The following is a 20,312-nucleotide window of genomic DNA, read 5'->3' as shown; positions in this document are numbered from 1 at the left end:
TCGGAGGGTGAAAGAAGGTCGTTACCGCATGGCTTGCTTGCGCTCTTGCTTCGGATCACGCTGACCGGCAATGGCAAGCTCAGCATCCATCAGGGTGCGACCTGTGGCCTGAAGGTAAACATCGTCAAGACTGGGCCTGCTTTGGGCAAGGGCAAACACGGGAAGTCCTGCGTCTTCCAAGCAAAGGCGAAGCCGAGGAAGGACCTGCTCTCCATCGACCACAAGGTTCAGGGAGTGGCCTTGCGAGCGATTAATCACAATGTTTTGGACGCCATCAAGGGGTTGAAGCAAGTCGCGAATGGTCTCTGCTTCCTGCTCATTACTGAACTCACGCACACGCAAGGTGACCCGATCCCCTCCAAGACGTTTCTTGAGTTCGTTTGGTGTGCCCTCAGCAATCACCGTCCCGGCATCAATGATGGCCATTCGATCTGCGAGTGCTTCCACTTCCTCGAGATAATGGGTGCTGAGCAAGACCGTTGTGCCCTGGTCTCTTAAGTCACGGAGCACGTTCCAGATCACGGCCCGACTTTCGATGTCAAGTCCGACCGTGGGTTCGTCGAGGATGAGCAGTTGGGGGCGATGTAAGAGACCAGCCGCTAGATCAAGTCGACGACGCATGCCTCCGGAATAAGTACCGCATCGACGGTCGATCCAGGCATTCATGCCCAAAATCTCGTTCAGCTCGTCGATCCGTTGGTTCCTCTGCTTTGGTCGTAAGTGATAGAGGTCGCCTTGAAGTTCAAGGAGCTCACGCCCGGTGAGGATTTTGTCAATCGCTACCTCTTGAGCGACATAACCAATAAGGCGTCGAACGTCCCGTTGGTCTTTCAAGGCATCCAGGCCAGCAATGCGGACATTGCCAAGATCTGGAGCCAGAAGAGTGGCAAGAATTCTCAGTGTTGTGGTTTTGCCAGCACCATTCGGCCCCAGCAGGCCATACAGACATCCTTCAGGGACTTGCAAGCTCAAGTCCCTGAGCGCTGAAACCGTCCCGTAAGACTTTTCCAGGTGATCGAGCACGATCAGGGACATGAAACCGTCCAAAAGCGAGGTTAAATAATCTAGGAAGCGACAGGAAGAAATCCGCCCGCGAGGATGTCAAAGACGGCCCTCACTTGCAGGTCAAACTGAGCGGATCCAGACATTCGGCTCATGACAAGCAAGAGACAGATTCCAAAGAGATAAAGGATCGACCAACGAAACAATCCCTTAGCGCGAACCCGGTTGGTGGGCTCAGCAGCCAGACGCTCCACCATCTGCAGAAGGCGGCCGTTGAAGGGAATGACTAACAGCCCATACAAGGCACCACCCTCAGGTAGGGCCCAAATGCCCAAAAAGCTCAGCAAGATCGTGGCCCATCCATAGCGTCGAATCGCCCTAGTCGTGACCAAAGGTCCTTTAACAACAGGGAGCATTGGAATCCCAACGGCCCGATAGTCGTCATGCAACAGCAGGGCTAGTGCCCAGAAATGGGCTGGAGTCCAGACCATTACAAGAGCGAACAGCCACCATCCACCTAGGCCGATATGGCCTGTTGCTGCAGCGGCTCCGACCAATGGTGGGATGGCGCCAGCAACACCGCCAACCACAATGTTTTGCGTGGTGCGGGGCTTAAGAAGCGCGGTGTAAAGCAGGACGTAACTGCAGAGCCCTAAGAGAGAGAGTCCAGCCGCAAGGCAATTCACCCCGCTGACGAGAAGAGCAGCAGCAGCAAGAGTGCAGGACACTGCGCCAATAAAGGCTGCGGATGGTGACAACCGTCCAGATGGAAGGGCTCGACCACTCGTGCGCAGCATGCGTCCATCGAGCTCCTGCTCCCACAAACAGTTGAGAACTCCTGCGGCGGCTGCCGCTAACGCACCACCACCAAGGGTGCATGCCAGCCTTGGTGAGGAGAGGGGCCAGCCTTCGGTGAGTGCCATTCCTCCCAACGTGGTGGCCAGGAGAAGAGGGATCAACCTTGGTTTGGCGACCTCAAGCCAAGGGGGAAGTTTGATTCTCTTGCGAGATGGCACGACCTCCTCCCTCGTGAGGGATGGTGGCATTGGAGCAACGGAAGCTGAACTAGCCATGACAGGGCTCCAGGGTTGAAGAATCGCGAGCGATGGTGAGAGGGGAGTCGGGTGTTGACGGACGTCTCCAGGTGAGAGCAGCGAGGACGGCCACGAGAAGACAGGCAACGAGTTGATGACACACCGTCACAGCGGGCTGACTTAGACCAAGCCGCAAGGTGAAAACACCCAAAGCGATCTGCGTTGAGACCAGGAGAGTGGCTGTGATGAGGAGGGGCCATTGCTGACGAGCCCAGCCGCCGGCGATCAGAGCTGTTGCAACGAACAGCAAGACACAGACGGCTGCTGGAGTTGCTGCACTGCGATGCCAATGGAGCCATTGGCAGGACTGACCCTCTTGTAAACAGCGTTGGGCTGCCCATGAGGTCGCCATCCGCCCTCCAAGAAGGCATTGTGCTGAAACGGCTGCAAGGCTGATTCCTCCAAGCAAGGGCCACCAGCGAGGGGCTGCAGATCCTTTGGCACCTGCAGTGAGCAGCCTTTGTGTGAGTCCGCTCATCACAATGACCAGGGTCAGAGCCAGCACAAGATGGGCTGTGACCACTGCGGAGGGGAGCAGTTGAAGCACGGTCAAAGCACCGAGGCCGCCCTGAAGAATCACCAACAGAACCAAAAGGGACGACAGCGGCAGCAACCAACGGGGCAGTTCCTTCCTCCAGAACCAGGCGGCACCGAGTTGGACCAGCAGGGCGATGCCCACAACGAAGGCATCCAGGCGGTGGAACCATTCCAAAAACACCTTGAGGTTCATCTGGCGACCAGGCAGCAGGCTTCCGTAGCAAAGAGGCCAATCAGGACAGGCCAGCCCTGCCTCCATGACCCGGGTTGCGCCTCCAATTACCACGAGTGCAATTAGAGCCACGACCAGGTGAGCAGCGAGCTGCGCCAGACGCAAACGAACCGGAACTGTTGCCGATGAATTCAACGACTGTTACTCCTAATCGCATGGTTTATTTTTGTAAACTAGCGATTTGATCTCGAACGGCACGCTAATTACAGGTCTCCGACATTTTTAAGAGCGCCAACATCTCCCTTTGCTGACAACAGCGCCCTAAAACAGCTTTGTTAGCAGGAACTACAGGCTGCTTTAACAATCACAGCATCAAGAAGGGCTGTGATCTCCATAGTCTGAAGAGACATGTACCAGGAGTTTCGTGCCTATCCCCTCGGCAATTCTCACTCTTGTGCTGGGAATGATCCTTGTGCTGGGTGGATTGTGGATTGGCCAAAACGTCAACCTCCTTCCTGTTGATGCCAGCGTCAATGCACCCATCTACGACGAGCTGTTTCGTGTTCTGTTCAGCATCGGAACGATTCTGTTTGTAGGAATCGTTGGGGTGGTCGTGTTCAGCCTCGTTCGTTTCCGCCGCAAACCCGGACAGATTGGTGACGGGATTGCACTAGAAGGCAATTTGCCTCTGGAGATCTTTTGGACTGCTGTCCCAGCCATTGTTGTGCTGTTTGTAGGCTTATTCAGCTACGACATCTACGAACGAATGGGGGGAATGGTTCCCCTTAGTCATGGGGGGCACGGTGATTCTCAAGCCAGTGAAGAGAGGGTTTGGGGAGGAATTGGTACTGCAGGGGCGATGCAAGCCAGTTCAGATATGGCGATATCTCCTCTTCCGGTTGAGGTCACGGCGATGCAATTTGCCTTCCTATTCCATTATCCCGATGGAGACATTATTTCTGGAGAACTGCATGTTCCATCAGGACGCCCTATTTCATTGAAAATGGAGGCCAAAGATGTGATCCATGCGTTCTGGGTTCCAGAATTCAGGCTCAAGCAAGACATCATTCCAGGCCAGCCAACATTGCTTAATTTCACTCCCACTCGTCCAGGCCGTTATCCAGTGGTTTGCGCTGAACTTTGCGGCCCATATCACGGTGGTATGCGCTCCACAGTGGTGGTTGAGTCGGCCGACGACTACGACGCCTGGTTCCAGGCCAATCGCAAGCTCCCTGTATCTGAGGCATGACACTCACTCTTCCGCAGCAAAGCAAACCCCCCTCGTTGCAACCAACTGGGTGGCTTCGCTATCTCAGTTTTAGCGTCGATCACAAAGTGATCGGACTTCAATATCTTGTTTGTGGCTTTGCTTTCTACCTGATTGGTGGTGCCCTTGCTGGCGCTATCCGTACAGAGCTGACCAGTCCAGTGTCAGATTTTATGCCACGGGAGGTTTACAACCAGGTGCTTACCTTGCACGGCACTGTGATGATCTTTCTCTGGATCGTTCCTGTCGTGAATGGTGCCTTTGGTAATTATCTGATTCCGTTTTATGTTGGGGCCAGGGACATGGCCTTCCCAAGGCTGAATGCTGTTGCTTTTTGGTTGATTCCCCCTGCTGGTTTACTCCTGATCACCAGTTACTTTATTACTGGTGCAGCGCAGTCTGGTTGGACAGCATATCCACCTCTCAGTCTTACAACTCCTGCGAGTGGTCAGATTATTTGGATCCTGAGCGTTTTATTGCTTGGGGGAAGTTCAATTTTTGGCGGCATTAACTTCATTGCCACGATTCTGAAATTGCGTCGTCCTGGCTTGAAGCTGATGCAATTGCCGATGTATTGCTGGGCGATGCTTGGAACGAGTATTCTTGTTGTTCTTTCGACACCTGTTCTTGCTGGTACTTTGATCCTTCTAAGCTTCGATATCGTTGCGCATACGGGATTCTTTAATCCGGGAATGGGTGGAAATGTTGTTGTCTATCAGCACCTCTTCTGGTTTTACTCTCATCCAGCGGTCTATATCATGGTGCTGCCAGCATTTGGCTTGGTGAGTGAAATCCTTCCAATTCATTGTCGGAAACCACTTTTTGGATATACCACGATGGTGTATTCGATCATGGCGATCGTTGTTCTTGGGCTTGTTGTTTGGGCTCATCACATGTTTACCAGTGGTACTCCTCCATGGATGCGTCTGTTTTTCACAATTGCAACGGCCTTTATTGCTGTTCCGACTGGTATCAAATTCTTTAATTGGATAGCCACTTTGTGGGGAGGGAAAATCAGCCTCAATAGTGCAATCCTCTTCTCTTGCGGTTTTATCGTCAACTTTGTTTTAGGCGGTATTACTGGCGTAGCCCTTGCTCAAGTTCCTTTCGATGTTCATGTGCACGACACCTACTTCGTCGTTGCTCACTTCCATTACATTGTTTATGGAGGATCGGTTTTTGTGATCTTCGCGTCTGTTTATCACTGGTTCCCAAAAGTGACTGGCAGGATGCTGGATGAAAATATCGGACGTTTTCATTTCTTGTTGACGTTCATTGGATTCAACCTTTGCTTTGCCCCCCAGCATTGGCTTGGCCTCAATGGCATGCCCAGGCGTGTTGCTGAATACGATCCGCAATTTGCGTTTGTGAATCAGATCAGCAGTGTTGGCGCCCTGTTGATGGCCCTCAGCACCTTGCCCTTCCTTTGGAACGTGTTCGCGAGTGCACGCTCTGGTGAGATTGCTGGAGACAATCCTTGGCGTGCCTTGACCCCTGAATGGTTGACCACCTCTCCACCTCCTGTAGAGAACTGGAAAGGTGAACCTCCTTTGGTCACTCACCCCTATGGGTATGGAATCCCTGCAGACAAGATCGACTTGAAAGATGCCAGTGGCAGTGATTTATGGAGCAACGGCCGATGACTTCCCTATCCCCTCAAGACCAAGCGGTTGAAATTCAGGAGCATCACGAAGAAAGCCACCCCGACCACCGCATGTTTGGCTTAGCCACCTTCTTGGTGGCTGACGCGATGACCTTCGCAGGGTTTTTCGCTGCTTATCTCACGTTTAAGGCTGTTAATCCTCTCCTGCCTGGTGCTGTGTATGAGCTGGAGCTTCCGCTTCCAACGCTGAACACCATTCTCTTGCTTGTCAGTAGTGCCACCTTTCATCGCGCTGGTGTCAATCTGCGCCGAAGTGACATGCAACGCTGCAGGCGCTGGTTACTCCTGACAGCCATTCTCGGTTTGGCCTTTTTGGTGAGTCAGATGGTGGAGTATTTCACCTTGCCATTTGGGTTGACTGACAATCTTTATGCCAGCACTTTCTACGCTCTCACTGGCTTCCACGGTCTGCATGTGACCCTGGGTGCCCTAATGATTCTGATTGTGTGGTGGCAATGTCGCACCCCTGAGGGGCGCGTTACAGCAGACAATCACTTTCCCCTCGAAGCGGCAGAGCTCTATTGGCACTTCGTTGACGGCATTTGGGTTGTCTTATTTGTGATTCTGTATCTCATCTGAGCGAGCTTGGTCTCTAAAGCCTCCAATGTTCTTTAGATCCCTTTGTTGCTTCATGTGAGAGTTATGGCCAGAATCAAATAAATTTCTTGAGTTAGATGCTCACTGGCCAGGAATTGCTGAACAGGGCCCGGTCACTCAGCAATCGCTCTGAACACGAAATTGCGCGGGGATGCGGGTATGTCGGTCCCAGTGGTCGCGTTCTGCTTAAGGGCTTTTACAAAGCTTTGGTGGAAGCGAAGGGTTACAAGTTGCCCTCTGCCAGTTCTGGTGGTGGTGGAACCAGAGGTCGCCAAGCCGAATTCAAGACCCGGGTTCATGGGAATGGAAATCTGCTGATCGGTCATGCCTATACCCGTCGCCTTGGCCTAGAACCTGGCCAAGAGTTTCGGATTGAACTGCGTCAAGACTCCCGTTCCATTTGGCTTCTTCCAATGAACAACAAGGAGCTCAAGGTTGCAGAGGTGAGCCCTGAGCAGGATCAAGACACAAAGAAGGACCCAGGATGAGACCCGGGCCCTTCGCTGACTGGTCTTAAGACGCTGACTGCGAGCTGATCATGCAGCAGCTGGTGGATCTTGATCGTTGTGAATGGTTGAGCTCAAGGCGATTAGATCAATGCCGCTGAATAGGAAGCTGATGCCTACAAGTGCGCCCAGCACCCAAAGCAAGCCCCAGAACTTCAGAGTCACGATCAGCAGCCCAAGGATGAAGGTGACGACTCCATTAGCAATCGCCCAGCCCGCTCCAGGACGGTTGCTGTGAGATAGGCCGTTGAAAAAGGCCACAACACCCTCCACAAGAAAGACGATTCCGATCGCTAGTGACAGCGTTGCGACCTGTTCCGCCGCGTCTGCAGGACTGCGGAAATTGCTGATCATTGAAGCCCCCGCAACGATGAATAGGGTTGAAACCACTAATCGCCAGAAGCAAATCCAGCGCCCCATGCGTTTGGAGCGGGCCAGATTGCTGATCCAACCCACCACGCCTCCAACAAGAAAGACAACGGCGATCACTCCAGTGGCCCATACGGATGCAATCACAGGAAAGACCAGGGCGAGGACGCCCAAAATGATCAGCAGAATGCCTTCAGCGATGGCGAAAGCTTTAAACGTTCCAACGGAATCGGAACGATCGTCAGCGGTCATGAATTTTGTATCAGAGACAACCCCCGAACGGTATTGATTCCCAGAAGCGCTGACCCGTTTTTGTGATGTTCCCTCAGCTCCAACCTTCAGCTCCAACCTTCAGCTCCAACCTTCAGCTCCAACCGTTGGAGGCGAGCCATTCAGAGCTCAGAGAGCTGTGGTTTCCAGGGGTGGTTGGCGCTCCCTCCCGCGCGTGGTCGAGCAAGCGTTCCGTATAGCGAGCGAGAAGATCGATTTCTAAATTCACTTGATCCCCTGGTGCGAGATCGCGCAATGCCGTGGCCATCCAGGTGTGAGGAATCACGGCGATCCAAAATCGCGCGCCAGCATCGGCACACCCTGCCACCGTGAGGCTGATGCCATTGACAGCAACACTGGCTTTTTCACAGATGTACCGGCCATAGGCGGCATCTCGCCAGCGCAGCTCGAGATTCCAGGATTGGCTAAGGGCTTCGATGCCCACCACCTCGCCGATGCTGTCGACATGACCACTCACGAGATGTCCGCCAAGGCGATCCGACAAGCGGAGGGCTGGCTCCAAATTGACCGAACCGCCAGAAGATGCTTTGCGTCCGAGTGTGCTGCGTTGCAGCGTTTCCTCGCTGACATTGGCGAGAAATCCATCACCGACCAATGCCGCCACCGTGAGACAGACGCCATCGACGGCAACGCTGTCCCCCAGCTGAAGGGGAGCGAACGGAGCGCAGCCACTCACGACGAGGCCACTGCCGCGGCGTTCAATCCGACCAACAGCTTGCACTAGACCCGTGAACATGCTGTGCATTCAGCGTGAGTTCAATGGTCATAATCGAGGAAGGGGGTGAGAGCTGTCGATGGTGGAAATGAGTGTGTGCGGGATTGCGTTGGATGCCGCCAGTAGAAGTCCAATCGTCCTGCTTCGAGATCCATCTCGACGGCGACAAGTGCCGATCTGGATCGACCAGGCCCAGGCCCACAACATCATGGCCGGATTGAATGGAGAGCCATCTCCTCGCCCCTTAAGCCATGACTTGATGGTGCGCTTGTTGGCTGCTGGTGAACTTCATCTCGACCGGGTCATCATCCATGCGATTGAAGACAGCACCTTTCGCGCTGTGTTGAAACTCAGCCATGACGCGCCAATCGACGCGATCGAAGATTCCCCAGAAGGTGAGCCGATCGAGGAGAGCGAGGCAAAGGAAGAGCTCTTAGACATTGATGCCAGGCCCAGTGATGCCATTGCGCTTGCCATCCGCACTGGTAGCAGCATTTGGATGTTGGAAGAAGTTGTCGCTGAAGCCTCGATTGCTGTGGATGTCGAAGCGGATGCAGAGGATCGAAATGAGTTTCGTCGATTTTTAGATCAGGTCAGTCCTGCCGCCATGGTCAGGCACCTTCAGTCAAGACAGCACAAGGACGAGGAAACGGACCAGGTAACGGACGACGACAATCTGGGATGACAACAAAGCCTTGCTCTGGTGCTGGGGTTCGACGTGCCTTTGGCACTGGTCCTGCGGTGAGTTTGTTCACCCTGGGGACAATGCGTGCTTTGAAAGACCGCGAGCAAATGGTTGCCATTGTGCGGGCAGCCCATGCCGCTGGGATCAATCATTTAGAGACGGCACCCGCCTACGGCCCTGCTGAAACCTTTTTGGGGCAGGCCTTGGATCAGTTGGCTCAAGAAGGGATTGCCCCTGAGGGGGGGTGGTTAATCACCAGCAAACTCCTTCCAGGCCTGTCTTTGGAGCAAGGACAACGCGCCTTGTCTTCATGCCTTGACCGCTTGGGACGCCCTTTTCTGCACGGCTTGGCGGTCCATGGTCTGAATCGAGAGGAACACCTGCATTGGGCGCTCGAAGGGGATGGAGCCAGGCTCCTGGACTGGGCCCTGAAATCTGGGCTTGTGGGTCAGGTGGGTTTCAGCAGCCATGGCTCCAATCCACTTATCGCTCGTGCGATAGCAAGTGGTCGCTTTCGGTTTTGCAGCCTGCATCTCCATTTGTTGGATCCAGCAAGGCTCCCCTTGGCGTTGGAAGCGTTGGATGCAGGAATGGGAGTGATGGCGATCTCTCCCGCGGATAAGGGTGGTCGCTTGCAAGCTCCAAGCCCATTGCTAAAGGCAGATTGCCAGCCGTGGGAACCCTTAGCTCTTGCTTACCGCTACCTGTTGGCCGCTGGGGTTAGCACCCTCACGGTTGGGGCCAGCAGCCCGAGCGATCTCAACCTTGCCGCCTCCATGGCCAGCAGCGATGGGGCGCTTACCCATGCAGAACAGACCGCTATGACCCGACTGGAATTGTTGCGTCAACAGCGGCTCGGTGAAACGCTTTGCCATCAATGCAAAGCCTGTCTCCCCTGTCCGAAAGAGGTGCCCATTCCTGAGTTGCTGCGACTGCGCAACCTGCGACTCGCCCACGACCTCCAGGAGTTCACAGAGGAGCGTTACAACTTGATTGGGCGCGCTGGCCACTGGTGGGAGGAGGTGAATGCCGAAGGGTGTGAGAGCTGTGGGGATTGCCTTCCCCGTTGCCCGCATCAACTGGCGATCCCTGATCTGTTGGCGGAGACCCATCAGCTATTGGCCGCGTCCCCTCGACGACGTCTATGGGGTTGATGCCTTCCACTTGGCTTTCATCGCGTCCTGCTCCGACGGATCCAGAAGGGCAAGATTCCAGCAGCGTTGCCAGACCTCGTTGGAGGGAAGGACAAGGGCGCGAAGCCGTTTTGGCACTCGCGACATGGCGATGCTGAGTTGTGAACGAGCCAGGGGCGGAACCCATCCTGCAGAGAGCAGCCGACTAAGCAGCGGTTCTTCCCAGGCTTTTTTGACCCAGTCTTGAGGTAAGGGCTCTTTGCTTGAACTCGGGCGCAGCATCAGGGTCCAGTTCAGAGGCGCACCCTGCAAAGGCAGCACTGCATGCAGCCTTTGGTCTCGAAGGAGCGCTCCCATACACCGTTGCAGAGGCAGCACTGCAACTTGTGCATCGCCTTGCAGCAACCAGTTGAGGGCGTGTCGATCATCAAAACTGATGGCTGCCTGTCTGAGCTGTCGCAGCGCATCAGGGGTCTGCATGTGAGCTGTCAGCGACATCACCAGTCGCGGGCTCGACGGGAAAAGGACTTTTCCCTTGAGTTCTGGATCCAGAAGCACCTCCCAGCTGTTGGCCGCTTGGTTTCTGAGGGTTGGTTCTCCTCGAAACAGCATGACCCAGGGGCTAACGCCCACAGGGAAAATTTTGCCTTTCCAGGCGGTGGGTAATTCAGACAGAAACCGCTCTGATGCCGCTCCTAGTTGCGCTTGAAGAGGAGCGGCATCAATGGCTTGAAACGATCCCGGGTTAAGACTCGATAACCAACCATCCCCAATCGTGAGTAGATCGGTGGACGAGAGCCACGAGGCGGCGGCGGAGCTGTTGATGGCTTTCAGCTCTTTAGTACGCCAGGGAGCCTTGAGCTGCTTTTGCCACAGTGCAGGAAGGCTCTTCTCTGGGGCCCGCAAAAGGGGCGAACCATTGGATCGCGCACAGCCTGCCAGCGATGAGAGTCCGGCAATGAAGCCGGCCTGAAGCAGCTGTCGCCGGCGAAACGAAACGGGCTGAGCAGATGGGCCGATCATCCTCAAACCTTACGGGGCTGGATCACTTGGGAATTCGTTGGGAATTCAGGGGGGTTGAGCCTGGATTCGAGCAATTGATCCATGGCGTTGTCGCATGCCTGGCTGATGCGGTTTAGGGACAGTCCCCGCAGTTGTGCAAGCAACGTAAGACCACCGGCACCTACGCCCTCTTTGACGTGGCCAAGCTCGTAGTCACGCAGCGAGCGGTGTCGACTGTTGCGAAAGCGAAGACCACTCGCCAGGGCAGAGATGGAAACATCGAAATGATCTTCCAGTAGTGCCAGCAGCTCTACCAAAGATGCGCGCTTGCTCCCGGTTGGTGTCAGCACTTCCCCAGCCAACCAGGCCGTTGTGCCAATCAGCACTTGATTGGAAAGCAAGCGCCGCTCTCTGGACGACACCATGCTGAGGGCGAGTGCCAGCACGGCAGCCATCTGACTGCCCCCAGCCAACAGGAGGGGTTGACTGCTAACCAGGGATCCGATCAGTAACCCGGTTGCAAAGGCCTGAAAAGGATCTCCCACGGCAGCTAAAAGCTCCTGAGCAGAAGGCGTTGCGCCGAGCTCTGCCGATTGCAGCCCCTGATGCACAAGTTCTCGTTTTAACGCCATCGGTGGATGGATGGCACTACCACTGATCAGGTCATTGGCGGGAAGTCCAAGACCACAAAGAACGGCTAACGCTGTGGTGGTTCCTCCGGGGACACATTCAGCAAGAACCAGTGGTTGCCGCAAACGCTCACCGAAACGTTGGCCTTTGCTGAGCAGCTGCTGGACTCGCTGAGGCGTCATGGAGTGCCCGGTGCTGATGCATGCGGCTGGACCGAGCTGCGGATCCTCAAAGCGCAGATGAGCGAAGGGAGGCAACTTGGACAGCCCAATCGATCCCACCCAGGGCTGAATCTGGATGGCCTGCGCAGCAACCCAACTGATCAACGCAGGCGAGACGCCGGCGGGCAGAGGCGGCAATGGCCAGCGGGGCCGATGTGAGGGCCCATAAAGAAGCAGCTCAGCGTCAGCAATGGCGGTGTAGCGGCGTGATTCAGACGTTGCACCGGCAGCAGAGATGCCTTTCACCTCTGCGGTCAACGTGGAGGACAGCAGCAGTAAAAGATCAGGAGCTGGTCCCGGGTCGGACCAAAAGCGGTGAGTGGCTCCTGACCAAAACTCGGATGCTGGGCCCGAAAGGCGCGTGCATCCCGCTGGGAGCTTAAAGAGGGTCGAGGGCGACCAGGCCATGGAGCAGGGGAGGAGGTTCAGGAATCGGAGCTTGGAGACGGGGAAAGATCCAGTAGGCCAAGGCGTGGAGAGCTAGTACGTAAACGAGCTGCTGCACCACAACGAGCGTGATAGCCATGGCTTGCACCAAAAGCAGATCAGGGGCGAGGGGCAACTGCATCAGCTCAAGGACACGATCGAGGAGTCCGGCGCCGGCTCTTGTAATCACCACCCAAAGGTTCTCGCCCACCATCAAGGACAGCGCGACCACCCTCACCAGGAATCCTGCCGCTCCAATGACGACACCTAGCCCCCAGCTGATCCACCAGCTCACCTTTTTGTGCCAGCACCATCCGAGCCAAATGGACAGCAATCCGTAGGGAAACAGCATCAGGGGCCCACGCAGAGGACCCATGAGCACCACCAGCAGCAGAATTGCTACAACGACGCCCTCTAGTCCGGCCCGCCGGCCCCGTCGAACAAGAAGCAGCGCTAAAGGAAGCGGCAGGGCAAGACGGAACAGGGCTCCACCGATGGGTAAGTAATAGAGAGCCAGCCAAATTAAGGCTGCCGCCGCCGCCAGGTATGAGGCCTCCATCATGCGCAGAGCTTGTCGACGGCTGAGGCGTGGTTCCATCACGCTTAGGGCTGCCTTTCGCTGTCATTGGTGGCTTCTTTGGAGGCCTGACGCGAAGGGATTTTCTCGATCGTTTCAACTTCGAAACCAATTCCAGCGCGACGTAAGGCATCCGTGACACTTTCCGCAGGTGCGGCAGGATCAGCGGCCGCCAAGCGAATCGTGATGCGATAAGGCCGAGGGTCAGCGGGCATCCGACGGACGGGGGCTGATTCTGTTGTGGCGGGTTGGACTTTGGTCAACTCTTTTTTTGTCGTCTTCGGTTCTGACGAGTCTGTGGGCTCCACTTCCGCCTCCGAATCCGAGGTCGTCTGGTCCTTCAAGCTCTGGTCTTCAGCCTTCGCCGGTTCCTTCAATGTCGGCTGGGCCGCGGCGGGTGTGGGTGGTGAATCGAAGCTATCGGCCAGCTTTTGTCCAAACGTTGTCCCTGAGCAGGCCTGTAAGGCGAGCAGCAGCGGTATCAGCAACCACCGCGCGAGCATTAAGCGTCACCAGGACGGATGACGCGCACGGCACTCGCGCGAAGGCGCCCGGTCTTCGTCATTGCCGGTGCTTTACGGGCAGCAGGTTTGGCGGTTGTGCCCTTGGCGGTTGTGCCCTTGGCGGTTTCACCCTTGGTGGTGCTTTTGGCTTTGCTGGTGCTTTTGGTTGTTGAGGTTTTGCGTTTCGTGGTTTTTTTTGTGGCGGCTTTTGCGTCGAGGAGTTCGATCGCTTCCTTCAGGGTGATGTCGTCGGCCCCTTTGCCCTCAGGCAATGAAGCATTCACTTTTCCCTGTTTGACATAGAGGCCGTAGGGGCCATCGAAGACCTGCACGGTCTCTTCGCTTCCCTCCGGTTTGCCAAGGTCCTTTAGCGCCGTCCTTCCCCCTCGGCCCCGCTTTGGCATGGCGAGTAGTTCCAGGGCTCGACTGAGACCAACGGCAAGGACTTCGTCTTCGCCTTTGAGGGAGCGATAGTCCTTTTCGCCTTTTCCTTTGTCCCAAACCACGTAGGGGCCAAAGCGACCCAAGCCAGCCTGAACCTTTCCGCTCTCTGGATGTTCGCCTAGGAGCCTGGGCAAGCGCAGTAGCCCGAGCGCATCATCAAGTTTCAGCTCTTCGGGCTTCACTCCTTTCGGCAAGGAGGCCCGTTTCGGCTTGGGGTTTTCGTCGCTGACCTGACCCTTTTGCACATAGGGGCCGTACTGACCGAAGAGCAAATAAACAAGATCACCCGTTTCTGGATCCTCACCGAGCGCTTCTGGACCATCCGCCTTTTGCTTGAGGATGAGTTCTGCTTGTTCCTGATCCAGTTCACCAGGGGTGATCTCTTTTGGAAGGGTTGCTTTGATCAGCTCCTCTTCTCCGTCGTCACCAACGCGCTTGGATTCGAGATAGGCCCCAAAGCGACCGATCCTGACCACGCACGGCAAGCCCTCGAGGTCAATCGTGCGTGACGCTCCAGGGTCGATGTCTCCCTCACGTTTGTGGACCAGGGACTCCAGTCCTTCATCGCCTTTGAAAAATCCATCCAAATAAGGCAGCCATTGCACTTTCCCGGTGGAGATTTCATCCAAGGTGGTTTCCATGCGGGCAGTGAATCCGGTATCCACCAAATCGGGGAAGTGCTCCTCAAGCAGAGCGGTCACAGCAAAGGCTGTGAAACTTGGGGTGAGCGAATTGTTGTTGAGCGAGGAATAGCCACGATCCACGATCGTGCCGATGATGCTGGCGTAGGTGGAAGGACGACCGATCCCTTCTTTCTCCAGCATTTTCACCAGGGAGGCTTCGCTGAAGCGAGCGGGCGGCTGGGTTTGGTGTCCGAGAGCTTCAACCTCATGAACCTTGGGTGAATCGCCAACGTTCAGGGCGGGCAACAACACTTCCTGACCTTCCAAAGCCGCATCAGGGTCATCGCTGCCCTCGACGTAGGCGCGGAAAAAGCCGGGGAAATCAATGCGCTTTCCACTGGAACGGAACAGGGCTTCTCCAACCGTGAGGTCCACCGCGAGCATGGTGAGTCGGGCTTCTGCCATTTGGCTAGCGACTGTGCGTTTCCAAATCAGCTCGTACAAAGACAAATCACGCCCTTCCAAGCCAGTTTCGGAGGGGGCTCGGAAGCTCTCCCCAGAAGGTCGGATCGCCTCATGGGCTTCCTGAGCATTGCGTGACTTGGTGCTGAACTGCCTGGGCCCGTTGCTCAGATACTCCTTGCCGTAGCGCGATTCCACACAGCTGCGTGCAGCCGTAATGGCTTGATCGGAGAGATGCACCGAATCGGTGCGCATGTAGGTGATGTAACCGCGTTCATACAGGCCCTGAGCGCAGCGCATCGTCTCCCGCGCTGACAGACGCAATTTGCGATTTGATTCTTGCTGCAGCGTGCTGGTGGTGAACGGCGGAACGGGCCTGCGCACCGTGGGCTTTTCCTCAACGGAGGAGACGTTCCAATCCGACGATTGAAGAGCAAGCGATAGGGAGCGAGCATCGTCTTCGCTCAGGAGGCGCACCTTGCTGCCTTGCTTGAGGCCTCCGGTGCTTTCATCAAAATCATTGCCGGTGGCGACTTTCGTCCCGCCGAGGTGCGTGAGCTTGGCATCAAAGCGGATGCTCTGCTGTTCGAGTGCAGCTTTCAGATCCCAATAGCTTCCACTGCGAAAGGCTCGTCTAGCCCGCTCTCGCTGCACGAGCAGACGGACAGCTACGGATTGAACACGTCCGGCCGAAAGCCCCCAGGCAACTTTCTTCCACAACAGGGGCGAGAGGGTGTAGCCCACCAATCGGTCGAGGATTCTTCGGGTTTCCTGGGCATGCACCAGCTCCATATCGAGCTCACGCGTGTCATCGAGTGCCCGGGAGATCGCCTCTTTCGTGATCTCGTGAAACACCATCCGTTTCACGGGGACCTTGGGTGACAACAGCTGGAGCAAATGCCAACTGATGCTTTCCCCTTCTCGATCTTCGTCAGTCGCTAGCAGGAGTTCATCAACGCCCTTCAGGGCGTCTTTGAGCTCGCGCACAATTTTTTTCTTGTCCTTCGGAACCACATAAAGGGGTTCGAAGTCCGCCTCAGTGTTGACTCCGAGGTTGGCCCACTTCTGACCTTTTTGAGCTGCAGGGATCTCACTTGCGTTGTTCGGCAGATCCCGCACATGGCCCATCGAAGCTTCCACCCGATAGCCCTTCGGAAGGAATCCACGGATGGTGCGGGCCTTTGTGGGGCTCTCAACGATGACCAGGGTGTTCGCCACGTGGGGTCGGTAACCGTCTCCTTCTTTATCGCACCGCCGAGCTTTCTGCAGCGAAATCAGGGAATTCACTCAGGGAAGAGCAGGAGCGCAGCTACAGTCCCTCCAATTGGTTTGACCACACTCTCCATGCCCGAATTGGGTGCTCTGCTTCTGTCCACCCAGGCCGTGGCAGCTCCTGGGGAGCTGCTCAACCTTGCTTTGCATGCCGGCACGGTTGGGCCTGAGGCAGCTGTTTTAGTGGCGATGATCGCGACCTTGTTGGTTGATTTAGCCGGAGAAAAAGTTTCAGTTCGCTGGGTTCCACCCATTTGTTATGCGGGCTTAGGTACGGCCCTGGTTCTGCTGGCTCTGCAGTGGAATGCACCCCTCGAGCCTTCGTTTTTAGGGGCTTTCCTTTCCGATCACCTTGCGATTGCTTTCAGAGCGATTGTTGCTCTTTCAACGCTCTTATCTCTTCTGATTAGTTGGAGATATGCCGAGCAAAGCGGCACTCCTGTTGGGGAATACGCGGCCATCCTGCTCGCTGCCACCCTTGGCGGAATGATGCTTTGTGGTGCAACAGACCTGGTGAGCGTTTTCGTGTCGCTAGAGACGCTTTCCGTGGCCAGTTATTTGCTGTCGGGATACATGAAACGTGATGCACGTAGTTCTGAGGCAGCGCTCAAATATTTGTTGGTGGGTTCGGCTGCTGCGGCCGTATTCCTTTACGGAGCTTCGCTTCTGTATGGCCTGAGTGGCTCAACCAGTTTGGAAGTGATTGGTGAGGCTTTGGTGACTAGCCCCACACCATTAGCCGCTCTAGCGCTGGTCTTCGTTCTTGCAACGGTGGCTTTCAAGATCGCTGCCGTTCCTTTTCACCAGTGGACTCCTGATGTTTATGAGGGTTCACCGACTCCGGTTGTGGCCTTCTTGTCGGTGGGTTCCAAAGCTGCAGGTTTTGCCCTGGCTCTGAGATTGCTCGTTGGCTGTTTTGGAAGTTTCGATACGCAATGGAAACTTCTATTCACGGTCTTGGCGATTCTCAGCATGACGCTGGGCAACGTGGTGGCGTTAGCCCAGACCTCGATGAAGAGGATGCTGGCCTACAGCTCGATTGGACAGGCCGGATTCGTGATGATCGGCCTTGTGTGCGGCACTGAAGACGGCTTTGCCGCAATGGTGCTCTACATGGCCACCTATCTCTTCATGAATCTTGGTGCATTCGCTTGCATCATCCTGTTTTCGATCAGAACGGGAAGCGACCGGATTTCTGATTATGCGGGCTTGTATCAGAAAGATCCCTTGATCACGCTTGGCCTGAGTCTCTGCTTGCTTTCCCTTGGTGGAATTCCACCGATGCTTGGTTTCTTCGGGAAGATTTATTTGTTTTTTGCTGGTTGGGCAGACCACCAATACGTCTTGGTCGTGGTTGGCCTCGTGACCTCGGTCATTTCGATTTACTACTACATCGGCGTCATCAAGATGATGGTGGTGAAGGAGCCTCAAGAGGCTTCAGATGTTGTGAAGGCCTATCCACCGATCAACTGGAGCACGATTGGACTTCCTCCCTTGAGAGTGGCTCTCGTGCTGTGCGTCGTGGTCACTGCCGTGGGCGGAATCCTTTCCAACCCGCTGTTTGAATGGGCCAGCAGCACGGTGGCTGGCACACCTTTGCTGCAGCAGGCGATTGCTACTTCCTCAGGCGCCTCCCTTGGCTGATCTCTTTGATGAAGGCCGCCCAGCGGTGGCTCAGCTCCGAGATGTCAGCAAGGTCTATGGCTCTGGAGAAACGGAGGTCAAAGCTCTCAATGGGCTTGATCTTGATGTGCGTCGTGGTGACTACCTGGCTGTGATGGGTGCGAGTGGATCGGGCAAGAGCACAGCGATGAATGTTTTGGGATGCCTGGATCGACCCACCAGCGGCTCCTATTGGCTGAATGGGAGTGCTGTTGAGCGGCTTGATGACGATGCGTTAGCAGATCTGCGCAACAAGGAACTGGGTTTTGTGTTTCAGCAGTTCCATCTCTTACCCCATGCGACGGCACTGGAGAATGTGATGCTGCCAATGATTTATGCAGGCCTTCCTTCCTTGGAGCGCGAGCAAAGGGCTGTTGCAGCTCTTAAGCAGGTTGGCCTTGGGAAAAGAATGGAAAATCGCCCCAACCAACTGTCGGGTGGTCAGCAGCAGCGGGTGGCCATCGCGAGAGCGATGATTAACAAGCCCGCTCTTCTGCTCGCTGATGAGCCCACCGGTGCTTTGGATTCACGCACGACGCATGACGTTCTGAATTTGTTTGATGAGTTGCATGCTCAAGGCATCACGATCGTTCTCGTCACCCATGAAGACGATGTGGCAGCTCGTGCCCAGACTGTGATTCACTTTCACGACGGGAAGGTCGAGCGAGTGGCACAAAACCGCATTAACCCAGGCCTTAAAACGCCTTCACCTCATTAAAAAGGGGAGTTGCTGAGAAAATGGCTCAGTTGCCAGAACCCTCTGATCAAAAGATTCGAATTCTGCTTGTGGATGACGAAGTCCGCTTGACTGAGTTGTTGCGATTGGAGTTAGACGTTGAGGGGTATGACGTTGAGGTCGCGTCTGATGGCGCCACTGGATTAATCAAAGCCAGAAGCCACCCAGAGCCTGATCTCATTGTTCTGGATTGGAACCTTCCGGATTTCTCCGGTGTGGACATATGTCAGCGAATTCGCAGTAGCGGAGTGACAACTCCGATCCTAATGTTGACCGGTCACGATGATATTGCCGATCGCGTTAAAGCTCTTGATGCCGGTGTAGATGACTATTTGGTGAAACCTTTTTCAATCGAAGAATTGATGGCTCGGTTGAGAGCGATGCAGCGAAGAGCGCAAGGCTTTTCGGTATCAGGGCAAGGGAAAGATGCCGAGCGAACATATTTGGAGGTTGGAGATTTAACAATCAATATGCAAACCAGGGATGTGCATCGTTCTGGGCAAAGAATCCAGCTTTCGGTTAAGGAGTATGAGTTGCTTTGTTTCCTGATGCGTGGAAGCGGAAAAGTGTTGGAAAGGCCTGAAATCATGAAGGGTGTTTGGGGGGAAGATTTCTATGGAGACGACAACTTGCTTGATGTTTATATACGCTACTTAAGGCAAAAAATAGAAAGCAAGGATCTCCCGACTTTGATCCATACCGTTCGTGGTGTTGGTTTTATTTTAAGAGATGAAAGTGTCTCCTCAAGCTCTTAAATAGCTCAGGCTTTGTCTCTCTCGAGACTGTTCATGAGTTGTCCAATAAGCAGCGAGACGGCATCAGTGCCAGACGTTGTTATGGGGTTGAGATCCAGCTCGCCGGGATCTTTTGCTACCCATCCCTTTCCCTGCTTCGTTCGCAGTTCAAAATGAAGATGAGGCCCAGTGCTCAGGCCGGTGCTTCCGACCCTTCCAATGACCTCACCCTGTTGGACCTTCTGCCCAGATTTGACGTAGATCTCTGAGAGATGCCCGTAGAGCGTGCGTCGCCTGGGCAACTTGTGCTCCACTTCCACAGCGATGCCATAGCCCCCGGCGAGTCCACTGCTCATGACCGTGCCTGAGAGTGCCGCGATAACTGGAGTTCCTTCTGGGGCGGCCAGGTCTTTTCCTGCATGCATCAACCAACGGCCGATCACGGGATGCTGACGCATTCCGAATTCACTTGTGGTGATTGCAGAGCCGATGATGGGAAAGAGCAAGCGCTGATCACCATTGCCTGCGATCGCAAGAGGTCTGGGCGATACAGAGAAGACGGACTCCAATCGAAATCCATGTCCGGCTCCTGCAAGAAGCGCAGAAACGGGGACCGAGATCGGAGCGAGACGCCAATTCGTTTGGCGAAAGCTTGCGCGATTGGAACGCCCGCGAAAGGCAACACCAGTCGCACATTCACGCCTGGACAGAGCGCCCCTTCGACAGGCTTGTTGAAAGCGCTGCATATCAATGGGCTTGGCCACCGCTCCTCTTACCAGCGTTCGACGCTCTTGCGGGGTGATGATTTGATTGCGTTCGAGGGCCTCCAACGAGCGATCGAAACGTTGGGGCGGCTTGACGCGAAGTTCAGCAGGAGGAAGCAGGGGCGCCAGTGGTGCTGGAAGGCCTTGAGGGCTCTGCGGAGCAGAGGGCAGGGTCAGCACCAAGGGAGCAGCAAGCCAGCGCAGGACCACTTCGTTTCAAAAGTC

General features: G+C 55.3%; 20 protein-coding genes. 9 read left to right on the top strand and 11 right to left on the bottom strand.

Annotated features, from left to right (window positions below):
* Positions 1 to 21: 21 nt before the first annotated feature.
* From SynPROS91_RS08720 to SynPROS91_RS08710, 3 genes are read right to left on the bottom strand one after another with little or no spacing between them, the layout of a single operon-like run.
* Positions 22 to 1,035, bottom strand: coding sequence for an ATP-binding cassette domain-containing protein (locus SynPROS91_RS08720; protein ID WP_186516080.1), 1,014 nt, complete (start codon positions 1,033 to 1,035; stop codon positions 22 to 24).
* 29 nt (positions 1,036 to 1,064) lie between these two features.
* Positions 1,065 to 2,048: a heme o synthase gene (locus tag SynPROS91_RS08715; protein ID WP_370586802.1), complete on the bottom strand. Its 984-nt coding sequence runs from the start codon at positions 2,046 to 2,048 to the stop codon at positions 1,065 to 1,067.
* Between the two features lie 19 nt (positions 2,049 to 2,067).
* A complete protein-coding gene (locus SynPROS91_RS08710) occupies positions 2,068 to 3,000 on the bottom strand; it encodes a heme A synthase (RefSeq protein ID WP_186516078.1) in 933 nt (310 codons plus the stop codon).
* A 229-nt stretch (positions 3,001 to 3,229) separates the two neighbouring features.
* On the opposite strand from SynPROS91_RS08710, the gene SynPROS91_RS08705 reads away from it, so the two are divergent.
* The 4 genes from SynPROS91_RS08705 to SynPROS91_RS08690 all read left to right on the top strand — a co-directional run bounded on the left by SynPROS91_RS08705 (position 3,230) and on the right by SynPROS91_RS08690 (position 6,820).
* Positions 3,230 to 4,054, top strand: coding sequence for a cytochrome c oxidase subunit II (locus SynPROS91_RS08705; RefSeq protein WP_186516077.1), 825 nt, complete (start codon positions 3,230 to 3,232; stop codon positions 4,052 to 4,054).
* Positions 4,051 to 5,715 (top strand): cytochrome c oxidase subunit I, encoded by a 1,665-nt coding sequence (ctaD, locus tag SynPROS91_RS08700; RefSeq protein WP_186516076.1) that lies wholly within the window; start codon positions 4,051 to 4,053, stop codon positions 5,713 to 5,715. Before SynPROS91_RS08705 ends, ctaD begins: the two co-directional genes overlap by 4 nt.
* Positions 5,712 to 6,314 (top strand): cytochrome c oxidase subunit 3, encoded by a 603-nt coding sequence (locus tag SynPROS91_RS08695; RefSeq protein ID WP_186516075.1) that lies wholly within the window; start codon positions 5,712 to 5,714, stop codon positions 6,312 to 6,314. Before ctaD ends, SynPROS91_RS08695 begins: the two co-directional genes overlap by 4 nt.
* A 95-nt stretch (positions 6,315 to 6,409) precedes the next feature.
* Entirely contained in the window at positions 6,410 to 6,820 is a 411-nt protein-coding gene (locus tag SynPROS91_RS08690; RefSeq protein ID WP_186516074.1) for an AbrB family transcriptional regulator, read from the top strand.
* A gap of 48 nt (positions 6,821 to 6,868) precedes the next feature.
* Here SynPROS91_RS08690 and SynPROS91_RS08685 read toward each other — a convergent pair whose 3' ends face one another.
* Both SynPROS91_RS08685 and SynPROS91_RS08680 read right to left on the bottom strand, forming a co-directional pair.
* Positions 6,869 to 7,459, bottom strand: a complete 591-nt coding sequence (locus SynPROS91_RS08685; protein WP_186516073.1) for an HdeD family acid-resistance protein — start codon at positions 7,457 to 7,459, stop codon at positions 6,869 to 6,871.
* Between the two features lie 112 nt (positions 7,460 to 7,571).
* Entirely contained in the window at positions 7,572 to 8,234 is a 663-nt protein-coding gene (locus SynPROS91_RS08680; RefSeq protein ID WP_186516072.1) for a riboflavin synthase, read from the bottom strand.
* Between the two features lie 58 nt (positions 8,235 to 8,292).
* On the opposite strand from SynPROS91_RS08680, the gene SynPROS91_RS08675 reads away from it, so the two are divergent.
* A complete protein-coding gene (locus tag SynPROS91_RS08675) occupies positions 8,293 to 8,898 on the top strand; it encodes a bifunctional nuclease family protein (RefSeq protein WP_186516071.1) in 606 nt (201 codons plus the stop codon).
* Positions 8,895 to 10,052, top strand: coding sequence for an aldo/keto reductase (locus SynPROS91_RS08670; protein ID WP_186516070.1), 1,158 nt, complete (start codon positions 8,895 to 8,897; stop codon positions 10,050 to 10,052). Before SynPROS91_RS08675 ends, SynPROS91_RS08670 begins: the two co-directional genes overlap by 4 nt.
* Here the strand turns inward: SynPROS91_RS08670 and SynPROS91_RS08665 are convergent.
* Genes SynPROS91_RS08665 through topA form a run of 5 tightly spaced genes read right to left on the bottom strand, consistent with a single transcriptional unit; the run spans position 10,041 to position 16,137 of the window.
* Positions 10,041 to 11,054, bottom strand: a complete 1,014-nt coding sequence (locus SynPROS91_RS08665) for an ABC transporter substrate-binding protein (protein ID WP_186516069.1) — start codon at positions 11,052 to 11,054, stop codon at positions 10,041 to 10,043. The two genes, SynPROS91_RS08670 and SynPROS91_RS08665, sit on opposite strands and share 12 nt — an antisense overlap.
* 2 nt (positions 11,055 to 11,056) lie before the next feature.
* The gene (locus SynPROS91_RS08660) at positions 11,057 to 12,292 is read right to left on the bottom strand and encodes a nicotinate-nucleotide--dimethylbenzimidazole phosphoribosyltransferase (RefSeq protein ID WP_186516068.1); all 1,236 of its coding nucleotides are present in this window, start codon (positions 12,290 to 12,292) and stop codon (positions 11,057 to 11,059) included.
* A complete protein-coding gene (locus tag SynPROS91_RS08655; protein ID WP_186516067.1) occupies positions 12,264 to 12,908 on the bottom strand; it encodes a DUF2232 domain-containing protein in 645 nt (214 codons plus the stop codon). The genes SynPROS91_RS08660 and SynPROS91_RS08655 overlap by 29 nt, the downstream gene beginning before the upstream one ends.
* 5 nt (positions 12,909 to 12,913) lie before the next feature.
* Positions 12,914 to 13,390, bottom strand: a complete 477-nt coding sequence (locus tag SynPROS91_RS08650; protein ID WP_186516066.1) for a hypothetical protein — start codon at positions 13,388 to 13,390, stop codon at positions 12,914 to 12,916.
* Positions 13,390 to 16,137: a type I DNA topoisomerase gene (topA, locus tag SynPROS91_RS08645; protein ID WP_186516065.1), complete on the bottom strand. Its 2,748-nt coding sequence runs from the start codon at positions 16,135 to 16,137 to the stop codon at positions 13,390 to 13,392. The genes SynPROS91_RS08650 and topA overlap by 1 nt, the downstream gene beginning before the upstream one ends.
* A 126-nt stretch (positions 16,138 to 16,263) precedes the next feature.
* Here topA and SynPROS91_RS08640 point away from each other — a divergent pair, with 126 nt between their 5' ends.
* The 3 genes from SynPROS91_RS08640 to SynPROS91_RS08630 are packed head-to-tail and all read left to right on the top strand — an operon-like array spanning position 16,264 to position 19,344.
* The gene (locus SynPROS91_RS08640; RefSeq protein ID WP_186516064.1) at positions 16,264 to 17,835 is read left to right on the top strand and encodes an NAD(P)H-quinone oxidoreductase subunit N; all 1,572 of its coding nucleotides are present in this window, start codon (positions 16,264 to 16,266) and stop codon (positions 17,833 to 17,835) included.
* Complete coding sequence (locus SynPROS91_RS08635; protein ID WP_186516063.1) at positions 17,828 to 18,571, top strand: ABC transporter ATP-binding protein; 744 nt, start codon at positions 17,828 to 17,830, stop codon at positions 18,569 to 18,571. The genes SynPROS91_RS08640 and SynPROS91_RS08635 overlap by 8 nt, the downstream gene beginning before the upstream one ends.
* A gap of 20 nt (positions 18,572 to 18,591) precedes the next feature.
* Entirely contained in the window at positions 18,592 to 19,344 is a 753-nt protein-coding gene (locus tag SynPROS91_RS08630; protein ID WP_186516062.1) for a response regulator transcription factor, read from the top strand.
* A 5-nt stretch (positions 19,345 to 19,349) separates the two neighbouring features.
* On the opposite strand, the gene SynPROS91_RS08625 is transcribed toward SynPROS91_RS08630, so the two are convergent.
* Positions 19,350 to 20,297 (bottom strand): M23 family metallopeptidase, encoded by a 948-nt coding sequence (locus tag SynPROS91_RS08625; protein ID WP_186516061.1) that lies wholly within the window; start codon positions 20,295 to 20,297, stop codon positions 19,350 to 19,352.
* Between the last annotated feature and the right edge of the window lie 15 nt (positions 20,298 to 20,312).

Origin of the sequence: Synechococcus sp. PROS-9-1, from assembly GCF_014279775.1 — a bacterium.
Classification (GTDB): domain Bacteria; phylum Cyanobacteriota; class Cyanobacteriia; order PCC-6307; family Cyanobiaceae; genus Synechococcus_C.
This window is presented reverse-complemented; position numbering and strand designations above follow the sequence as displayed.

What these genes read in the sequence shown, in the direction of transcription:
- SynPROS91_RS08690 (WP_186516074.1), top strand. Translation starts at nt 6,410, where the DNA reads ATGCTCACTGGCCAGGAATTGCTGAACAGGGCCCGGTCACTCAGCAAT.
- SynPROS91_RS08665 (WP_186516069.1), bottom strand. Translation starts at nt 11,054, where the DNA reads ATGATCGGCCCATCTGCTCAGCCCGTTTCGTTTCGCCGGCGACAGCTG.
- SynPROS91_RS08630 (WP_186516062.1), top strand. Translation starts at nt 18,592, where the DNA reads ATGGCTCAGTTGCCAGAACCCTCTGATCAAAAGATTCGAATTCTGCTT.
- SynPROS91_RS08715 (WP_370586802.1), bottom strand. Translation starts at nt 2,048, where the DNA reads ATGCCACCATCCCTCACGAGGGAGGAGGTCGTGCCATCTCGCAAGAGA.
- SynPROS91_RS08675 (WP_186516071.1), top strand. Translation starts at nt 8,293, where the DNA reads ATGGTGGAAATGAGTGTGTGCGGGATTGCGTTGGATGCCGCCAGTAGA.
- SynPROS91_RS08655 (WP_186516067.1), bottom strand. Translation starts at nt 12,908, where the DNA reads ATGGAACCACGCCTCAGCCGTCGACAAGCTCTGCGCATGATGGAGGCC.
- SynPROS91_RS08670 (WP_186516070.1), top strand. Translation starts at nt 8,895, where the DNA reads ATGACAACAAAGCCTTGCTCTGGTGCTGGGGTTCGACGTGCCTTTGGC.
- SynPROS91_RS08680 (WP_186516072.1), bottom strand. Translation starts at nt 8,234, where the DNA reads ATGTTCACGGGTCTAGTGCAAGCTGTTGGTCGGATTGAACGCCGCGGC.
- SynPROS91_RS08660 (WP_186516068.1), bottom strand. Translation starts at nt 12,292, where the DNA reads ATGGCCTGGTCGCCCTCGACCCTCTTTAAGCTCCCAGCGGGATGCACG.
- SynPROS91_RS08720 (WP_186516080.1), bottom strand. Translation starts at nt 1,035, where the DNA reads ATGTCCCTGATCGTGCTCGATCACCTGGAAAAGTCTTACGGGACGGTT.
- SynPROS91_RS08640 (WP_186516064.1), top strand. Translation starts at nt 16,264, where the DNA reads ATGCCCGAATTGGGTGCTCTGCTTCTGTCCACCCAGGCCGTGGCAGCT.
- SynPROS91_RS08695 (WP_186516075.1), top strand. Translation starts at nt 5,712, where the DNA reads ATGACTTCCCTATCCCCTCAAGACCAAGCGGTTGAAATTCAGGAGCAT.
- SynPROS91_RS08685 (WP_186516073.1), bottom strand. Translation starts at nt 7,459, where the DNA reads ATGACCGCTGACGATCGTTCCGATTCCGTTGGAACGTTTAAAGCTTTC.
- SynPROS91_RS08650 (WP_186516066.1), bottom strand. Translation starts at nt 13,390, where the DNA reads ATGCTCGCGCGGTGGTTGCTGATACCGCTGCTGCTCGCCTTACAGGCC.
- ctaD (WP_186516076.1), top strand. Translation starts at nt 4,051, where the DNA reads ATGACACTCACTCTTCCGCAGCAAAGCAAACCCCCCTCGTTGCAACCA.